The sequence below is a fragment of the Streptomyces sp. NPDC101165 genome, from assembly GCF_044768135.1.
Classification (GTDB): Bacteria; Actinomycetota; Actinomycetes; order Streptomycetales; family Streptomycetaceae; genus Streptomyces.
Map to the genome: position 1 here is coordinate 169,210 of NZ_JBIWPG010000019.1, position 17,470 is coordinate 186,679.

The following is a 17,470-nucleotide window of genomic DNA, read 5'->3' on the forward strand; positions in this document are numbered from 1 at the left end:
GCTGCAGGGCCTCGGTCGTCAGCTGTTCACATTCACCGGCGGGCCCCCTCTGATCATCATGCCCTGACGCCCCTGTCCCAGCTAGCAACTTCCTTATCCCACCGTGGTAGTTGCTACGGCGTCGTCCCCGAGTGCGTGTAGAAGTTTGATGAAGATCGCAAACGGTGCAACGTCGTCGGCGTCAACCGCGTCCAAGATTGGGCCGGGTGCGGCGAGGTGCAACGGGGTGTGCTGCACGGTCGTTAACAGCGAACCGGCAAATGGGGCAAACCGCGGCGTCGGATGCGGTCTCGTAACTGAGTTAACACACACCTCGGTTGGACCCGATGTGCAGGTTGACTACAGTGGTAAACGCGTTGTGAGACGCGACTCGCTTTGCGATCGTACGGCGAGTGGGTGGTCGGCCTCGACTGGGTCGGGACCGATGTATGTACGGGGAAACGGGGAGGAGCGTCGTGCTTCCGGCAGACATGGTGGGGGGCGTGTCGGCGACCAGGGCGGCGAACCTGGAGGCCAGTGGTGACGCGCTGAAGAAGTTCGTGGGGCAGGTGGACGCCGTGCTTAGCGACCTCGAAGAGTCCGCAGGCAACTCAACAAAGGTCGGCGCCCAGAGGATCAGGTCCACGTCTCTGACCTCGGGGTCGGGTGGCGTCTTCCCTGAGGCGCACGGACTGTACGAGCAGTACAACCGAGTCCACGAAGAGCTCACGTCGTTGTCCAAGAGTCTGCATCTGCAGATCGAGGCGACCGGTATCGCAGTGCAGGGTGCGCGCATCGGTTTCGACAGCCTCGAGGAGGAGCAGCGCCGACGGTTCTGGGCGATCCAGACGGAGATCGGAAGGACCGAGACCGCGGCGCAGGACAAGCGGCACGCCAGCAACAACGCCAAGAGCGGGGCGGACCTGTAGCGATGACTGACAAGCATGACGCCGATCTGCAGCGAGTCGGCGATCAGAACAAGACCACTGACTGGGTTCGAGGTTACGAGAACACTCCGCACGTTGGATTCATCGACGGCATCGTTGACACGGCGATCAGAGTCACCCCCGTCGGGCGCGCGGTCGCCACTCGGACGGACTTCGGTAAGCATGACCTGCCTCTCAACACGATGATCGACCTGGTTGAGCAGACGGATCCGGAGGACCTCGAATCCTCCGGCAAGGCCCTGTGGGATGCGCGCGACGCCATCAAGAAGGCTGCCGACGACCTCCATGCCTACGTCGAGAAGGTGCCGTGGGTCGGTCAGTCGGGTACTGACTTCAGGGACTGGGGCAGGGACCTCGTCAAGAACACGCACCACTTGAGCGAGTTCGCCGGAGATGCGGGCGATCAGATCACGGCTGCCGCCGTAGGCCTCGCGGCCGTGCGTGGTGCCATGCCGCCTCGCGACACGGAATCGAACCGGAAGCGGCCCGACAAGTTCACGGCGGCTGAGAAGACGGCGGACAAAGAGGGGTACGCCGCTGCCATAAAGGTGGAGAAGGACCGCCAAGAGGCGATCAACCAGATGAACCGGTTGTCGTCGTACTACGCGGTGTCCGAAGAGGTGTTGGCGTCCTTGCCTGCGACGCAGCCGACGTTCGCGGCTATGCCCAGCAACGTGGGTGTGCCGCGCCCCAGAAAGTGGGACAACGCTGGTGGCTCGACGCCCGCCACGGGTTCCGGCGCGGTCTCGCACCAGGGCTCGGGATCGGTATCCGGTGTCGATCATCACGTGACGGCGCCGAGCCCTGACTCCACCAGGCACGTCACAAACGACAGCCCCACGCCCACGCAGCACATCCCCGACAAGACCCCGCATCCCGAACCTCCCGTCGGGACGCACATCGACACGACCGGCACGCTGCCGCCGCCCACGACCACCACGCCTGGGCCCAGCCATACTCCGCCGGTGACGGGCACGCCTCCCACAACTGGCAGCCAGCCCAACGTGTTCGACGGTGGCGGTGGATTTAGGCTTCCCGTGCCCAACGGCACGTCGGGCCGAGGCCCCAGCGGCGCCGGCGGTTATCGCAACCCTCCGTCCGCGCAGGGCCGCACGGGTACCTCCGAGCTGACCAACCCGCGCTCCGGACGCACCGTGGGGCAGGGACCCATGGACCAGATGGGGCGTGCCACGTCGACTGGTCAGTCCGCTGTCAAGGGCACCGGTTCCGGACCGGGGTCGTCCTCCATGGGCCGTGCGGTCACGGGTGGCACTCCGCGGCCCGGAGGCGCGGCGGCACAGCGTGCGACCAGCGGGCCGGCCACCGGCGCCGGGCGGTCCAACGGAGTCGTCGGAGGCCGGCCCTCCACCACGAATCCGGCGTCGAAGAACGGGTCGAGGCTCCCTCGCGGCACCGTCATCGGAGGCCAGGAGGAGGCCGCCAACTCCCGATCCACGACCGGCCGGCTCGGTCAGCGTGGTGTCTTCGGAGCGTCGGAGTCCCCGGCACGGCCGGGTTCGAGCACGACGGGTTCCCGTGCTGTTGGGGGAACACCCGAGGCCGTCACGGGCAGGCCGACCGCGCGCAACTCCGCGGCCGGGGCTGAGCGCAATGGCATGACCCGCGGTGGTGCCGGTCTTTCGCGTGGTGTCGGCCATAACGGCAAGCCCGGTGAAGAGCGGAAGACGGACGGAACGCCGCGGCCCGACTACCTGGTCGAGGACGAAGAGACACACCTGCCCGACAAGCTCCGGCGTGATGTGCCGCCGGTGATCAACTGAGCGCGAGCGAGGACAGAAAGACGATGAAGTCAGGGATCAGCCGACGAGCCGAGCAGGCCACGGTCCACAGGGCGCGCTGGGGCAGGCGAGCGCGTGCTGCGGCAGCGGTCGTCGGCGCCCTGGCCGCCACCACTGTCGGCTTGGCTCCGAGTGCCGCCGCGGTCGACGTTCAGTCGAAGCAGTGGTACCTCGGGCCGATGCAGGCCGAGAAGATGTGGAAGGTCAGCACGGGGAAGGGCGTGAAGGTCGCTGTCATCGACAGCGGAGTGAACGCGAACACCTCGTCGCTCAAGGGGCAGGTCCTGACGGACGACGTTCCGAAGTCGGTCGCGTACCGGGCCACCGACGATAACGCCGGCCACGGCACAACCATGGCTGAGCTGATCGCGGGGACGGGAGCAGGTGGCGGCCTGAAAGGGCTGGCACCCGGAGCCAAGATCATTCCGATCCATATCAAGCTTGAGGACCGGAAGGACGACGCGGAGAATCGGAAGATGCCCGATTCCACCACCGCGATCAGGGCGGCAGCCGACACTGATGCGAAGATCATCAGCATGTCCTTCGGTGCAGAGGGGCCTGACTCCTATGAGCAGGCGGCTATCAATTACGCTGCCTCTAAGGGAAAGTTGCTGATCGCTTCAGTCGGTAACGACGGTCAGAAATCAGGTGACACCATTGGTTATCCAGCGTCCGACGATTACGTAGTCGGCGTGGCGTCGATCGACGCATCCGGCACGGCCTCAAAGTTTTCCTCGCATGGCGGCTACGTCGACCTCTCAGCTCCGGGCCAGAACTTCCCCGGCTGGTGTGACGCGAAGTTCCGCTCGTACTGCGACAACATGAACGGTACGAGTTCCGCAACGGCGATCACCTCGGGCTCTGCCGCACTGATCTGGTCCGCCCACCCCGACTGGACGGTGAACCAGGTCACCCGGGCGCTGATCGACACGGCCGGCCGTAGCTGGCCGAAGAACAAGCCGAGCACATACCTCGGCTATGGGGCCATTCGCCCCCGCACGGTGCTGGCAAATCCCAACTACAACCCCGGCCCCCCGAACGTCGATCCGCTCCGCAAGGAGAACGGCGGGGACGTGCTGGCCAAGTCGGCAAGCTCCTCCTCGTCTTCCCACTCGACCTCGCCCTCCGCTTCTGCATCAACCCCGTCACAAGCCCCGGAAAAGGGTTCTGGCGGCGCTACTTCAGCGGCAGGATCAAGCACCGAATCGTCGAGCGACAGCAACAGCAACACCCTCTGGATCGCGCTCGGCGCCATCGCCGCGGTCGTCGTGATCGGCGGCGGAGGCCTGGCCGTCATGCGGGCACGACGCGCCAAGTGACGTGATCAGTCGTCACCAACCGTAGTAGTCCTGTGCTGTTCGGGTAGGACAGGGACTTCGTACTCACCCTGCAGAGCAATGAGCGCGGCGGCGAGTCGAAACAATCAGATCAACAACGGACACACGAAAGGCAGGGCCGATCATGGCCGGCGGAAAGCAGAAGCTCGAAGATGCCGCAGTAGTCCACCTGCAGAAGCAGATGGCGGAGAAGTACGAGGGCATCCAGAAGCGGGTGCACGGGCTTCAGGGCGTCATCGACGGCCTCGAGGGCCAGTGGCAGGGTATCGGCCGTGCCGCCTTCGACAAGAAGCAGTTCGAGATCAACGAGTCGCTGCGGAACATCGGCAACATCCTCAGTGACGTCATCGAGGCGATGACCTCGACGCGCAACATCAAGGACAGCAAGGAAGACGAGGTGCGCGCGGCGGTCAACAAGATCGACCTCCAGGACGGCGCTCCCACGGTTCCGACGTCTTCCCTCAGCTCCTACTGAGCCGAGCGGCACTCAGGACAACTGCCGGGCAGCCGGCGCACCCACCAGCTACACACCAGCGAGACGAGGGAACAGGCATGGCCAACAACGCTGAGGGACTGTCAGTCACTTATGACGGGCTCGACGTCGCGGCAACCAAGATCGGTAACGAGGCGAGCACGCTCGAGCAGGACCTGCAGGAGCTCCGCAAGATGGTCGTGAGCAGCCTGCAGTACTGGGAGGGCGAGGCGCAGGGCACCTTCAACGAGAAGCTGCACCGCTGGGACAAGGAGGCGAACGACATCCACCAGGCCCTGACCGGCATCGGTCACGTCGTCGCCCAGTCCGGCGGTACGTACATGGAAGGTGACAAGAAGGCGGCCTCCTACTTCCGGTAGGCCGAACCTCGCAGTAGCAACTCCAGGGTGGGCGCGCGCGGGAGGCGCCCACCCTGTCGTTGGTCCGCAGCCCGATCTCGCACCGGTCGCCCGATTCTCTGTCGCGGCTGAGGCGTCGGGAAGCGCACAGACAAGGACTGGGAATCAGGTGCACGCGACAACCGCCGGATCCGGTGAAGCGCAGCAGGGTGTCTCGGCCTCCCGGCGGATCGGCCTCTACGTCCTGATCACTGCGCTGGACGACCCCCACAGCCGTATCCCGGTGCCGGAGCGGCGCCACATCGCCCGCAGTGCCGACGGTGAGCACACCGTCCTGCTCAGCACTCCGCTCGCAGGCACCGATCCACAGCGCTTCATGGCGGAAGCCGAGGCCTCTCGTTACCTCCTCGGGCAGTTCATGATGCCCGCCGTCACATACGCCGCCTCCGGGGAAGCAGCCTGGCACGCCCGCCCCTATCTCCCCGCGCTTCCTCTTCCCACCGCACTCGCCGTGCACGGTGGCCCACTTCCCGAGCGCACCGTCCGGGCCCTTGGCGCCGCTCTGGTCGAAGCTCTGGTCATCGCCCACGGGCAGGGGCTGACGTACGCCGGTCTGTCCCCGGCGGCGGTGCTGCTCGCCGCCGACGGGCCACGCCTCACCTGCTTCGGAGCTGTACGGGCCGCGGCCCCGGACGACACGGCCCGTTCCGGCCTGCCGGGACTGGAGCAGGGCAGCCTGCCACCCGAGCAGGCGTCCGGCGGGCGGCCACGGCCACTGGGCGATGTGTACGCCCTGGGCGCGACGCTCGCCTACGCCGCCACCGGCCACACCATGCCCGAACGCGACGAGCTTCCTTCCGTACTGCGTACGATCGTCAGTCGCTGTCTGGCCCGCGACCCCGGGGAGCGACCTCAACTGTCCGAGCTGCTTGACCTGTTCGCTCCGACCGCGCCGACTTCCCCCGCCGTGGCCCAGATGCCGGCCGATGCCGGGTTCGCGACCCGAACCGCCGCGCTGCTCGGCCCGGGCTGGCTGCCGAGCCGCGTGATCGCCGCCATCGCCCACCAGTCGGCCGCCGTACTCAGAGCCGAGATCCCGCGCTCCACCGTGCCCACCTCACGCCAGGACTGACGACGACCGCCATGCCCACTCCGCTCACTCACGACGACCCACAAGCGTTCGGACTGTACCGCCCGGTCGCCCGCCTCGGCAGCGGCGGCATGGGCACGGTCTACCTGGCGCGCTCGGGCGGTGGACGGACCGTCGCGGTCAAGACGATGCACGCCGGCATCGCCTCGGACCCCAGCGCCCGAACCCGGTTCCGGCTGGAGGCCGACGCCGCGCGCGTCATCGGAGGGCGGCACGGCGCCCAGGTCGTGGAGGCGGACACGCAGGCCGAGACACCCTGGATCGCCACCGAGTACGTGCTCGGTCCGCCGCTCGACGAGGCGGTCGAACTGGCCGGACCGCTCCCCGAGGCAACCGTGCGCGCCCTAGGAGCGGCTCTGTGCGGGGCGCTCGGCCAGTTGCACAGCACCGAAGTCGTCCACCGCGACCTCAAGCCGTCCAACCTCCTGGTCACGGCCTACGGGCCGAAGGTCATCGACTTCGGCATCGCGCGCGCGATCGGCGACGACCGTCTCACCAGAGTTGGAGCGGCCGTTGGCACCCCGGCCTTCATGTCACCGGAGCAGGCGAGCGGCGAGGAACACACCGGGGCGGGCGACGTGTTCGCGCTGGCCGGAGTACTCGTCTACGCCGCCACCGGCCGCGCCCCGTTCGGCCACGGGCAGACCGCCGATCTTCTCTACCGGGTCCGGTACGGCGATCCGGACCTGAGCGACGTACCCGCCGCCCTGGTCCCGATTCTCGGCCCGTGCCTTGACAAGAACCCTTTCCGTCGGCCGACCACCTCAGAACTCGCCGCTCAACTCCATGACGGATCCGGTGAGTTCGCGGAGCACCTGCCGGACGCGCTGCTCGCGGAGATCGCCCGCCGTGCCACCGAGGTCTGGCAGATCATCCCTCAGCGACTCCCCGCACCGTCGGTACCGTACGCGCAGTCGCCGGCCGCACCGGCCGCAGCGATGTCCCGTCGCCGACTGCTGCTGGCAGGCAGTGGAGTGGCGCTCGGCGCGGCGGCCGTCGGGGCGGGAGCCTGGGCCTGGACCTGGCGGTCCGGTTCGCACGGGAAGCAGCCTGTCGCGAGTCCCAGCAACAGCCTGCTGCCGAAGAAGAAGCTCGACTCGATCTGGCAGATCCAGGTCGCCGATCCGCCGTACGGCACGGTCCCGCCCGCGCAGCCGCTCGCCGTCGGAGACCTCGTAACGCTGGTGGCCGGTACTGGCCTTGGCGGAATCGATGCCGGCTCGGGTCAAGTCCGGTGGACGTCGGAGCAGATGGAGATCCACTGGCAGATCGCCACGGACGGCGAGCGCCTCGTGCGCATGGTGGCCCCGCCAGGATCCGACGGAAACGCGGGCAAGCCCGGCGGCTTTCCGCTCATCCTGGCGTCCGTCGACACCGGCACGGGTGCGGCGGCCAAGCCGTTCGCCCAGCTCACGGACTTCAACGGTGTCATCTCCCAGAACCAGGTGCTGTGCACGGCCGATGGTGTCGTGTACGCGGCGGGAGGCAAGGGGAAGTACGACACGTACTTCCTGGCGTCCCAGTCCTGGTCCGTCTTCGCCGTCGACATCAGCACGGGGAAGAAGCTGTGGACCAGGCCGCTGCCCTCACGACCGGATCGAACCGACCGCCTGCACTTCCTTACGGCCCGAGTCGTCGGCCACAACCTGGTGTCGCTGCAGGAGACGAACGACGGCAAGGTCCGCATCGTCGTACGGGACACCCGTACGGGTGCCGTCCGCTGGGACAAGCCGTTCGAGGGCGTCGCACCGGACCGCGTACAGCAGCCGCTGGCGACAGACGCCGAGAACCTGTACCTGGGTACCGGGCGGTTGAGGGCTCTTCGGCTGAGCGACGGCGCTCCGGTGTGGGACTCGAGGACCGAACGCCCCGGGCGCACCTACGGACCCCCGGCGGTCAAGGGCGGCGTGGTCTACGCCGCCGAGAAGGGCCTCGGCCTCATCGCCTTCGACTCCGGCAGCGGGCGGGTGCGGTGGGAGGAGAAGGGCGGCGCGGGAACGAAAGCGGATGTGTCCGCCGCGCCGGTGATCGGCGCGGACTACGCGTACAGCAAGCGTTCCTCGGCGCTCTGGGCGATCGATCTCTCGTCGCACATGCCCACGGCTTCCTACAAGACCACCGGGAACCGCTTCATCGCCCACGAGAAGGCCCAGGTCACCATCGCGTTGGGCGGCAAGTTCCTTGCGGCATTCCCCCTCAAGTGAGCGCCGTCCTCCGATGAACAGAAGAGAAAGCAGTCAGCGATGAAACCCCTGGGTACCGGCGACCCGATCCGCCTCGGGCCCTACCGTCTGCTCGGTGTGCTGGGCGAGGGCGGTATGGGGAAGGTGTACGCCGGCCAGGACGGCGCCGGGACCGTCGCGGCGATCAAGGTGCTCCGCCCGGAACTGGCCCACGACGCGAATCTCGCCCAGCGTTTTGTTCGTGAGGCGCTCGCGGCGCAGGCCGTGCGAAGCTCGGGCGTGGCTGCGGTCCTCGGCGCGCAGACCGAGGGCGGGCGCCCCTGGATCGCCACCGAGTTCCTCACCGGACCGACCCTGGACCAGGCGGTGGACAAGCACGGGCCGCTCGACGAGACGAGCGTGCGCGCCTTGGCGGCGTCGATCGCGCAGACCCTGGCGGACATTCACACGGTGGGTTTCATCCATCGTGACCTCAAACCCCAGAACATCGTGCTGACGTCGACCGGACCACGGGTCATCGACTTCGGCATCGCCCGCCCGGAGCACGGCCTGACGCTCACCACGACGGGCCAGATCCCGGTCACGCCGGGGTACGGCGCCCCCGAGCAGGTGCTGGGGCGGCGAGTGACACCCGCTGCGGACGTGTTCTCCCTGGGCGCCGTTCTCGTCTACGCGGCCACCGGCCGACGCGCGTTCGAGGGGGCCCACGTAGCCGCCGTACAGTACGAGGTCGTCCACGGGGAGCCGCGCTGGGAAGGCCTGCCCCCTCAGCTGCACACACTCGTCGCCCCCTGTCTGGCCAAGGACGGTGCGTCACGCCCGGCTCCGGGGCAGATCGCCGCTGCGTTCGCCCCACCGAAGAACAGCGGCCGCGTGTGGCAGCGAGGCCCGGTCGGGGACGAGATCAAGGAGCGGGAACGGGAGGTACGTCAGCTCACCGCGTCGCCCACGACGGCCTCCTCGGCGACCGTGACCACCGTGCCGAGGCGCCGTCTGCTCACCGGCCTCGCCGCCGGCGGCACGGTGCTCGCCGCAGGGGGAGGCACGACGGGATGGTGGCTGCTCCGGCAGCCGCGCCAGGACAAGAAGGACGGCCCGTTCGACATCCCGCCTGCCGTGACGACACCGAGGGCCCGACTGCTCCTGGCAGATGACGGTGACTACATCGTCGAGGGGTCACCCAAAGCGCTGTGGAGCCGTCACGACGTCATCGACCAGGACTCCGCCGCTCCGCTGCCCGTGCGGGACGTCGTCGTGGTCGGGGACTACGGCAACGGCGAACGCGGGATCGCGGCCTACAACGTCGTGGACGGAAAGCGGCGCTGGGCGGCACGGGATGTACAGCCGGATCACTACCTCTCGCTGTCCGACCGCCTGATCGTCGCCGTCGACGCTGAAGGAACCCTGCACACGTTCGTGCCGTCCACCGGCGAGCGCAAGTGGACCGCGGCCGCCGACGCCGCGGCCGTCGTGGCAGCGGACGACAAGGCCGTCTACGTCATGACGAAGGACCACCGGCTGCGCAGTGTGGGCCACTCGGATGCCAAGGTCCGCTGGACCGCTCGGATCCCGTCGGAACACCGCGGAAAGATCTCCGCGAGAGTGGCTGTCGGCCGCGGACGTCTGGTGCTCCCGACGGTCGACGGCCACGTACTGGCCATGGCGACAGGTGATGGCAGCCTGGTGTGGCAGCGACGCAACCAGGCGAAAGAGATCTCGATCAATCCCGTCGTGCGGGACGGGGTCGTGTACCTCAACGGCCGGACGCTGGCGGCACTGAGGCTCGCCGACGGCCACGAGATCTGGGAACACACGACCAGAGACATGTACCGGGCGCCCGCGGAGTGGGGCCCGGTGAGCGTTCACGGAGACTCCGTCTACGCGGTCGGCGGGATGTTCCCCGAACGCCGCGCCCTCACCGAAGGCAGCAGCACCTGGACCTCCCGGAGTGACGGCAGCAGCGACAGCCCCGTCCTCGTCCAGGGCACCGGCGTGTGGACGATCGACCACTCCTACAAGACCGAGATCAACGCCGTGAACGTGGCGAACGGCTTTCCGGGCTGGACCTACAAACTGCCCGAGGCCGAGCACCACGGGATCGCGGTCGACGGCAACAGGGCGTTCATCAGGAACGACGGCTCGCTCTACGTGTTGCCGGTGTTCTGACGGCATACGAAGGGGCCGTGGTCGCCAGGCGACCACGGCCCCGAGTTCTCGATAGGTCAGCCGACCGTCACGCAGACCCGTCCGGCACCAGCCCCACCTGCACCATCGGCTTCCCCCTCTTCCGAGAGACGAACACCCCCCGCCCCGCAGGCATCGGCCGCGGCCGAACCCCGCCGAGCAGGTCGCCCTCCGCCGGGTCGCCCGCGAGGACCACGCCCTGGGCGCCGAGTTCCTTGATGCGCTGCATGAAGGTCTCGTAGCCGGCGCGGGACGCGCCCGCAGTGGAGCGGGCGATGATGAAGCGGACGCCGACGTCGCGGGCGAACGGCAGGAGTTCCGTCAGGCCCGACAGCGGGTTGCCGCTGGACGTGGAGACGAGGTCGTAGTCGTCGATGACGACGTAGACCGTGGGGCCCCGCCACCAGCTGCGCTCGCGCAGCTGCTCCGGGGTGACGTCGGCCGTCGGTGTGCGGCGCTGCATCAGGTCGGCCAGTGCGTCCATGTGGTGCTGCATCTGGTTCGACATGGGGATGTACTCCGCCAGGTGGGACGGCGGGGTCACCCCGAGCAGCGAGCGGCGGTTGTCGACGACGAACAGCTTGCAGGAGTTGCCGTCGTAGCGCTCGGTGAGGCCCTTGATCAGCAGCTTCAGCAGGTTCGACTTCCCCGACTCGCTCTCGCCGAACACCAGGAAGAACGGGTCCTGTTCGAAGTCCACGAACACCGGCTCGAGGTTGTCCTCGTCCAGGGCGAAGGAGATGCCGCGGTTCGGGAAACGGTTGCCCGGAGGAAGCTGGGTCGCGGCGAACTCGCGGGGCAGCAGGCGAACCTCCGGCGCGCCGGGCTCCTGCCAGTGACGGCTGACCTCGGCCGCGAGGGCGGTCGACGCCTCCGCGAGGTCCGTGTCGGAGGAGAGGCCGTCGATGCGCGGGACCGCCGCCATGAAGTGCTGCTTCTGCGGGGTCTGACCGCGACCGGGCACACCGGTGGGGACGTTGGCCGCGATCTTGCGGTCGATCTCGGAGTCCATCGGGTCGCCCAGCCGCAGCTCCAGGCGGTTCATCAGGTGGTCCTTGAGGTTCGCGCGGACCTCCATCGTGCGCGAGGCGGTGAGGATCAGGTGGATGCCGTAGCCCAGACCGCGCGCGGCGATGTCCAGGACCAGCGGCTCCAGGGCCTCGTAGTCCGTACGGAAGTTGCCCCAGCCGTCGATGACCAGGAAGACGTCGCCCCAGGGCTGGTCGGTCACCGAGATGTCGCCGCGCGCGCGGCGGGAGCGGAACTCCGCGATGGAGGAGATGCCCGCGGAGCGGAAGTACTCCTCGCGGCGGGTCATGACGCCGTACACCTCGGCCGCCGTACGCCTGACCTTCTCGGGGTCCAGACGCGAGGCGAAACCGCCCATGTGCGGCAGGCCGGCCACCGCGGCCATACCGCCACCGCCGAAGTCCAGGCCGTAGAACTGCACTTCCCGCGGGGTGTGGGTGAGGGCGAAGGACGCGATGATCGAGCGCAGCAGCGTCGACTTGCCGGACTGCGGGCCGCCGACGATCTGCATGTGGCCGGCCGCGCCGCCGAAGTCGAGCCACAGCGGGTCGCGGCGCTGCTCGTAGGGCTTGTCGATGAGGCCGACGGGAACGACGAGCCGGCCCGCGCCCTCGTAGCCCGGCTGGGTCATGCCACGGCCGGGAACCGGCGCGAGCCCCGGCAGCAGCGTGTCGAGCGACGGCGGGCTGTCCAGCGGGGGCAGCCACACCTGGTGGGCGGCCGGACCCTGCGCCTCCAGGCGCCGCACGATCACGTCGAGGACGGTGTCGGCGAGCGCGTCGTCCTTCTGCTGGTCGGGCGCCTCCTGGCGCTGCTTCGGGACCGGCGCGTACTGCACCGGGACCTCGGCCGCCGTGAAGAGGACCGGCCTGCGGTCGACGGGCAGCGGGCCGCCGAGCGCGGCGGCCTGCTGCGAGCTGGTGCGGTAGACGCCCGAGACGTACGCCGCCTTGAAGCGCACCATCTCGTCCGTACCGAACTTCAGGAAACCCGAACCCGGGACGTTCGGCAGCTCGTAGGCGTCCGGGACGCCGAGCGCGGCGCGCGACTCGGCCGCGGAGAAGGTCCGCAGACCGATGCGGTAGGAGAGGTAGGTCTCCAGGCCGCGCAGCCGGCCCTCCTCCAGACGCTGGGAGGCGAGCAGCAGATGCACGCCCAGCGAACGGCCGATACGGCCGATCTGCACGAACATCTCGATGAAGTCCGGCTTCGCGGTCAGCAGTTCGCTGAACTCGTCGATCACCAGGACCAGGGACGGGATCGGCTGCAGCGGCGCGCCGGCCGCGCGGGCCTTCTCGTAGTCGTGGATGTTCGCGTAGTTGCCCGCGTCGCGGAGCATCTCCTGGCGGCGGTTGAGCTCACCACGGATCGAGTCGCCCATGCGGTCGACGAGGGTCAGGTCGTCCGCGAGGTTGGTGATCACGGCCGCCACGTGCGGCATCTGGGCCATGCCCGCGAACGTGGCACCACCCTTGAAGTCGGCGAGGACGAAGTTCAGCGTCTCGGAGGAGTGGGTCACGGCGAGGCCGAGGACGAGCGTGCGCAGCAGCTCGGACTTGCCGGAACCGGTCGCACCGACGCACAGGCCGTGCGGGCCCATGCCCTCCTGGGCGGCCTCCTTGAGGTCCAGCATCACGGGCCGGCCGTCCTCGCCGAGACCGATCGCCACACGCAGCCGCTCCGACTGCGAGCGCGGCCGCCAGGTCCGCTTCGTGTCGACCGAGGCCGCGTCGCCCAGGTTCAGCAGGTCCGTGAAGTCCAGGTTGGCGAGCAGCGGTTGGTCGTCGTCGCCGCCCGACGCCATGCGCAGCGGCGCCAGTTGGCGGGAGAGAGCCTCCGCGGCCTCGTACGACAGGACGTCCGGCGTCCCGTCGTAGACCATGCCGTGCGCCGACTCCAGGCGCAGTTCGTGGGGCTGCACGATGACGGAGAGGTCGCCGCGGCCGATGGTGAGGTCGCCGGGCACGACCTCCAGGACCGTCACGCCCTGCATGCCTTCGGGGCTGGCCAGCAACGACGTCGGCGGCAGGGAGATGCCGTCGAGCACGACGACCACGTGCGGCTGTTCGGGAACCGGCGGTCCGCCGGGGTGGAAGCGCGGGCGGCCCTGCAGGCGGGAGGCGAGCCGGTCCTCCAGCTCCACCGGGTCGGTGGTGATCAGGCGCACGCTGCCGGCGCCGTCGGCGACGCCCGGGGCCTGCACGTGCGGCAGCCACTTGGCCCACTCCCACTCGGGCGCCGACGCGCGTCCGGTGACGACGGCGATGACCAGGTCCTCGGGGGAGTGCATCGAGGCGAGGGAGGCGGCGACGGCGCGGGCGGTGCCGCGCACGGTGCCCGGCTCGCCGCTGATCGTCACGTGGTAGAAGGCGCGCAGCGACACCGCCATCGGCAGGTCGTCGAGGGCGCTGTGCGTGGCCAGGAAGCGCTGCATGGCGCCCGCGGTCAGCGGCTCCAGCTCGTCGACCGGGGCGGTCTGAGGCGGGATCAGGGGAGTGGCCAGGGCCTGTGGTCCGAGGCCCACCCGTACCTGCCCGAAGTCCTCGTCACCGGTACGCCGTTCCCACACCCGGCTGCCCTCGGCCACCAGCGCCCACAGTTGCTCTGGCGAAGGGTGCAGGTAGTACTGGGCGTCGCGCTGGAACTTCGCGGTCTCCAGGGCGGCGCGCCGGGTCTGCGACAGGTAGCGGAGGTAGTCGCGGCGCATGTCCGCCATCTGCCCCTGGCTGCCGCGGCGGTAGCGGATCAGCATCGAGATGCCCATGCCGATCGTCGAGGCCACCATCACCATGCCCATGATCTTCATGAAGGGCTGGGCCTGGGGGTTGAAGAAGAACACCACGGACCCGCCCATGCCGAGCATGGGCAGGAGCTGCATCAGAGCGCCTTCCTGCTGACCGCGCGGAAGCTCCGGCGGTGATTGCAGTACGACCTCGTCCGTGGGCACTTCCTTCGGCAGTGCCCGCGGTGGGCGCTTGACGACGATGTGGCTCACTACGCACCAATTCCCTTGCCGGACCGAGATGTTTCGTCCGCCGCCCCGTGTCAGGCGGACGTCGACCGCGAAGCGCGATCCTACTGACAACCACGGACAACGGCGGGCGGTAGGGTGCCGGTGAGACGCGTGAGCAGTTGCGAATCATGCCGGGAAAACCCGGGCAATCCGCAACGGTTCGAAGCAAGCGCCACCCCGCAACCCCCGGATACGACCGCTCGGTTGGCCGGCGGTGCGGAGGGCGCGGCACAACCTACACAGGATCTTTACGGGCGGAAGAGTGCGCGGCGGCACCACAGGCCGCCCCACCACCGACGAGGGGGAACAGCAGGTGAGCATGACGGCCTCCGCGCCTGCCGGCGCGACCGGTGGAGCGGGCACCGGAGCCCCTTCCGGGGCAGGCATGGGATTCGGCTTCTGCCGGGTCACCATCGTGGCGCCCGACAGCCGCATAGACGTGGCACTGCCCGACGACGTACCGGTCGCCGACCTGTACCCGGAGATCCTGCGCCTGTCCCAGCAGAGCCCCGCCGAGGGCGCGCCGGTCGGCTACCACCTCGTCCGGCGGGACGGCACCGTCCTCGACGGCGCCCGGTCCTTCACGGCGCAGCGCATCCTCGACGGCGAACTGCTCACCCTGCGCCCGTTCTCCGAGTCGCTGCCGCCCGCGGTCCTCGACGACGTCTCCGAGGCGGTGGCCTCCGCCGTCACCCGCGACCGCACCCTGTGGAGCGGCGACCTCACCCGTGCCGCCGGCCTCGTCGCGGGCGGCATCCTGCCGGCGCTGCTCGCCTTCGTGGCCTGGAGCTCCCAGATCCACCACGACATGTACAGCCTGCAGGGCATCATCGCGGGCGTCACCGGCATCCTGCTGGTCACCATCGCCTGCGTACGCGCGCGGGTGTACGGCGACCGGGGCTCCGCGATCGCGCTGGGGCTCGGCGCCCTGCCGAACGTCGCCGTGGCCGGTTCGGGGCTGCTGTCGCTCTCCGCCGGACAGGGCATCGGACGACTCCAGTTCCTGCTCGCCTGTGCGGCGGTCCTGGTCGCCTCCGTGGTGCTCACCCTGATGTCGCCGGGCGGCGACGGACCCTTCGTGGCGTTCGTCTTCGCCTCGGCCATCGGTCTGATCACCAGCTTCATCGCGATCCTCACCGAGCTGAAGCCCATCGAGACGGCCGCCGTCTGCGCCCCGCTCTCCGTCGTGGCGCTGGCCTTCCTGCCGGGCCTGTCCATGCGCTTCGCACGGCTGCCGATCGGCTTCGAGCCGCCCAACCCCTCGCGCGGCGGCTACGACAGCGGCGAGCCCGCCCCGCAGGAGCCCGTGGACCTCGAGCGGGTGGCCGCCCAGGCCCGGCGCGGCCACGAACTCCTCGTCGGCTTCGTCGGCGGCTGCGCCCTCGTCGCGGTGGGTGCGTCGATCGTCCTCGGCTTCTCCAGCAACACCTGGGCCCAGCTCCTGGCCCTCGCGACCGGCGTGGCGATGCTGATGCGGGCGCACCTGTTCCGCTACACCGCGCAGGTCGGCGCCACCCTGGCCGCGGGCCTCGCCGCGATCGTCTTCCTCGGCCTCGGGCTGGCCCTGAACCCGCCCCGGAACTACCTGATCGACGCCTTCCAGGGCGACAGCAGCGCCCTCGACATCCGCAGCGTCTGGCTCGCCGCGGCGGTCGGCGCGGCCACCGCCCTGGTCACCGCGATCGGTCTGATCACCCCGCGGCGCGGTGTCACCCCCTTCTGGGGCCGCTTCCTGGAGATCGCCGAGAGCTTCGTCCTGCTCACGCTGATCCCGCTGGCGCTGGCCGTGTTCGACGTGTACGAGCGGGCGCGGGCGATGACCAGCTAGGTCCGCACCGGCTCACCGGACGCAGAAAAGGGGGGGGCGCGCGCGGGGCGCCCGGTTGTGGTTTACGCGCACACCGGCGCGAGGCCGCCCGTGGGGGGGGGCGGCGTGAGATAGAAAACACCCACCCGCGAGCGGGAGAGCGGGGGGGGTTCGCGGTGTCCGGGCGGGCGCGGGCGAGGACCCGCTAGGGCCGCCCCGGCACACGGGACGAACCAACGGGCGGCCCGCGCGCGCCCCCCCCTTTTCTGCTTTCCGCTCACTCCGTCGAGAGTCCGCCGTTGTGCGGCGTCGGCTTCAGATCGAACTCACCGTCCCGGGCACCCAGGACGAACGCCCGCCATTCCGCCTCCGTGTACCGCAGCACGGTGCCGTGGTCGAGGGAGGACCGCATCGCCACCGCGCCGTCCGGGAGGTAGGCGATCTCGACCCGCTCCTCGTGCTCCTCCGTACCCGGGGCGCAGTGCCACTCGGCGTCCGAGATGTCGAGCGCGTACAGCTCGTCGCGCTCCCGCTCCTTGCGCGCCTTGATCTCCGCTTCCGTCTCCGCCATCCCGAAGCGACCCCTTCCCGACGTACGTACGATCAGCACGCTCACCCTAGTGGCCGCTTCCCGCGGGCCCGGGCCGTTCCGGAAGGCGGGAGAGGGTTCCCGCCACCGGCTGGTACGCTGTGTGACGGCCGTTTGTGTACGCACCCCCGGAGCCCTCCCAGAAGGCTCTGGAGGCCGCGCCCAGCGGATCCCCGCCTTCCGAGTCACGGAAGCACCCCCGAGAAGCAGACCGGGGGCGCTCGGTGGGCACTCACAGACTATGAGGAGTACGCGTGTCGCTCGACGCCGCTACGAAGAAGCAGATCATCAGCGAGTTCGGTACCAAGGAGGGCGACACCGGCTCCCCCGAGGTCCAGGTCGCCATGCTCTCGCGTCGGATCTCCGACCTGACGGAGCACCTCAAGACCCACAAGCACGACCACCACTCCCGCCGTGGTCTGCTGATCCTGGTCGGTCAGCGCCGTCGCCTGCTGCAGTACCTGGCGAAGAAGGACATCCAGCGCTTCCGTACGCTGGTCGACCGCCTGGGCATCCGCCGCGGTGCTGCGGGCGCCAAGTAAGACGCCGTGAGGGGAGCGGTTCCCGGTAGGACTCGGGAACCGCTCCTTTTGCCGTATACGGGGAAGTCCTGTCGTATGCA

General features: G+C 69.2%; 12 protein-coding genes. 10 read left to right on the plus strand and 2 right to left on the minus strand.

Features of this window, described 5'->3' with window-relative positions; all coding sequences use genetic code 11:
• Window positions 1-455 precede the first annotated feature (455 nt).
• The 8 genes from ACIRVH_RS34535 (at window position 456) to ACIRVH_RS34570 (ending at window position 10,392) form a co-directional block, all read left to right on the plus strand.
• On the plus strand, window positions 456-908 hold the full coding sequence (locus ACIRVH_RS34535) for a hypothetical protein (RefSeq protein ID WP_403961697.1): 453 nt from the start codon (window positions 456-458) through the stop codon (window positions 906-908).
• A gap of 2 nt (window positions 909-910) precedes the next feature.
• Window positions 911-2,707, plus strand: coding sequence for a WXG100 family type VII secretion target (locus ACIRVH_RS34540; RefSeq protein WP_403961700.1), 1,797 nt, complete (start codon window positions 911-913; stop codon window positions 2,705-2,707).
• A gap of 23 nt (window positions 2,708-2,730) precedes the next feature.
• The gene (locus ACIRVH_RS34545; protein ID WP_403961703.1) at window positions 2,731-4,044 is read left to right on the plus strand and encodes a S8 family serine peptidase; all 1,314 of its coding nucleotides are present in this window, start codon (window positions 2,731-2,733) and stop codon (window positions 4,042-4,044) included.
• Between the two features lie 142 nt (window positions 4,045-4,186).
• Window positions 4,187-4,537, plus strand: a complete 351-nt coding sequence (locus ACIRVH_RS34550; protein WP_393483635.1) for a WXG100 family type VII secretion target — start codon at window positions 4,187-4,189, stop codon at window positions 4,535-4,537.
• Window positions 4,538-4,614: 77 nt separating this feature from the next.
• Window positions 4,615-4,914, plus strand: a complete 300-nt coding sequence (locus tag ACIRVH_RS34555; protein WP_094221041.1) for a WXG100 family type VII secretion target — start codon at window positions 4,615-4,617, stop codon at window positions 4,912-4,914.
• Between the two features lie 148 nt (window positions 4,915-5,062).
• Window positions 5,063-6,025, plus strand: a complete 963-nt coding sequence (locus tag ACIRVH_RS34560; RefSeq protein ID WP_403961708.1) for a serine/threonine protein kinase — start codon at window positions 5,063-5,065, stop codon at window positions 6,023-6,025.
• Between the two features lie 11 nt (window positions 6,026-6,036).
• A complete protein-coding gene (locus ACIRVH_RS34565) occupies window positions 6,037-8,247 on the plus strand; it encodes a PQQ-binding-like beta-propeller repeat protein (protein WP_403961711.1) in 2,211 nt (736 codons plus the stop codon).
• Window positions 8,248-8,286: 39 nt separating this feature from the next.
• A complete protein-coding gene (locus ACIRVH_RS34570) occupies window positions 8,287-10,392 on the plus strand; it encodes a protein kinase (RefSeq protein ID WP_403961714.1) in 2,106 nt (701 codons plus the stop codon).
• Between the two features lie 67 nt (window positions 10,393-10,459).
• Here ACIRVH_RS34570 and eccCa read toward each other — a convergent pair whose 3' ends face one another.
• Window positions 10,460-14,434, minus strand: coding sequence for a type VII secretion protein EccCa (eccCa, locus tag ACIRVH_RS34575; RefSeq protein WP_403961717.1), 3,975 nt, complete (start codon window positions 14,432-14,434; stop codon window positions 10,460-10,462).
• A 337-nt stretch (window positions 14,435-14,771) separates the two neighbouring features.
• On the opposite strand from eccCa, the gene eccD reads away from it, so the two are divergent.
• Window positions 14,772-16,280, plus strand: coding sequence for a type VII secretion integral membrane protein EccD (gene eccD, locus ACIRVH_RS34580; RefSeq protein ID WP_403961772.1), 1,509 nt, complete (start codon window positions 14,772-14,774; stop codon window positions 16,278-16,280).
• Window positions 16,281-16,536: 256 nt separating this feature from the next.
• Here eccD and ACIRVH_RS34585 read toward each other — a convergent pair whose 3' ends face one another.
• Entirely contained in the window at window positions 16,537-16,830 is a 294-nt protein-coding gene (locus tag ACIRVH_RS34585) for a DUF397 domain-containing protein (protein ID WP_403961720.1), read from the minus strand.
• Between the two features lie 272 nt (window positions 16,831-17,102).
• Between ACIRVH_RS34585 and rpsO the strand changes: the two genes are divergently transcribed.
• Window positions 17,103-17,390 carry a 30S ribosomal protein S15 gene (gene rpsO, locus ACIRVH_RS34590; protein WP_033529274.1) on the plus strand — a complete coding sequence of 96 codons (288 nt, stop codon included), beginning with the start codon at window positions 17,103-17,105 and terminating at the stop codon, window positions 17,388-17,390.
• Window positions 17,391-17,470: the final 80 nt, after the last annotated feature.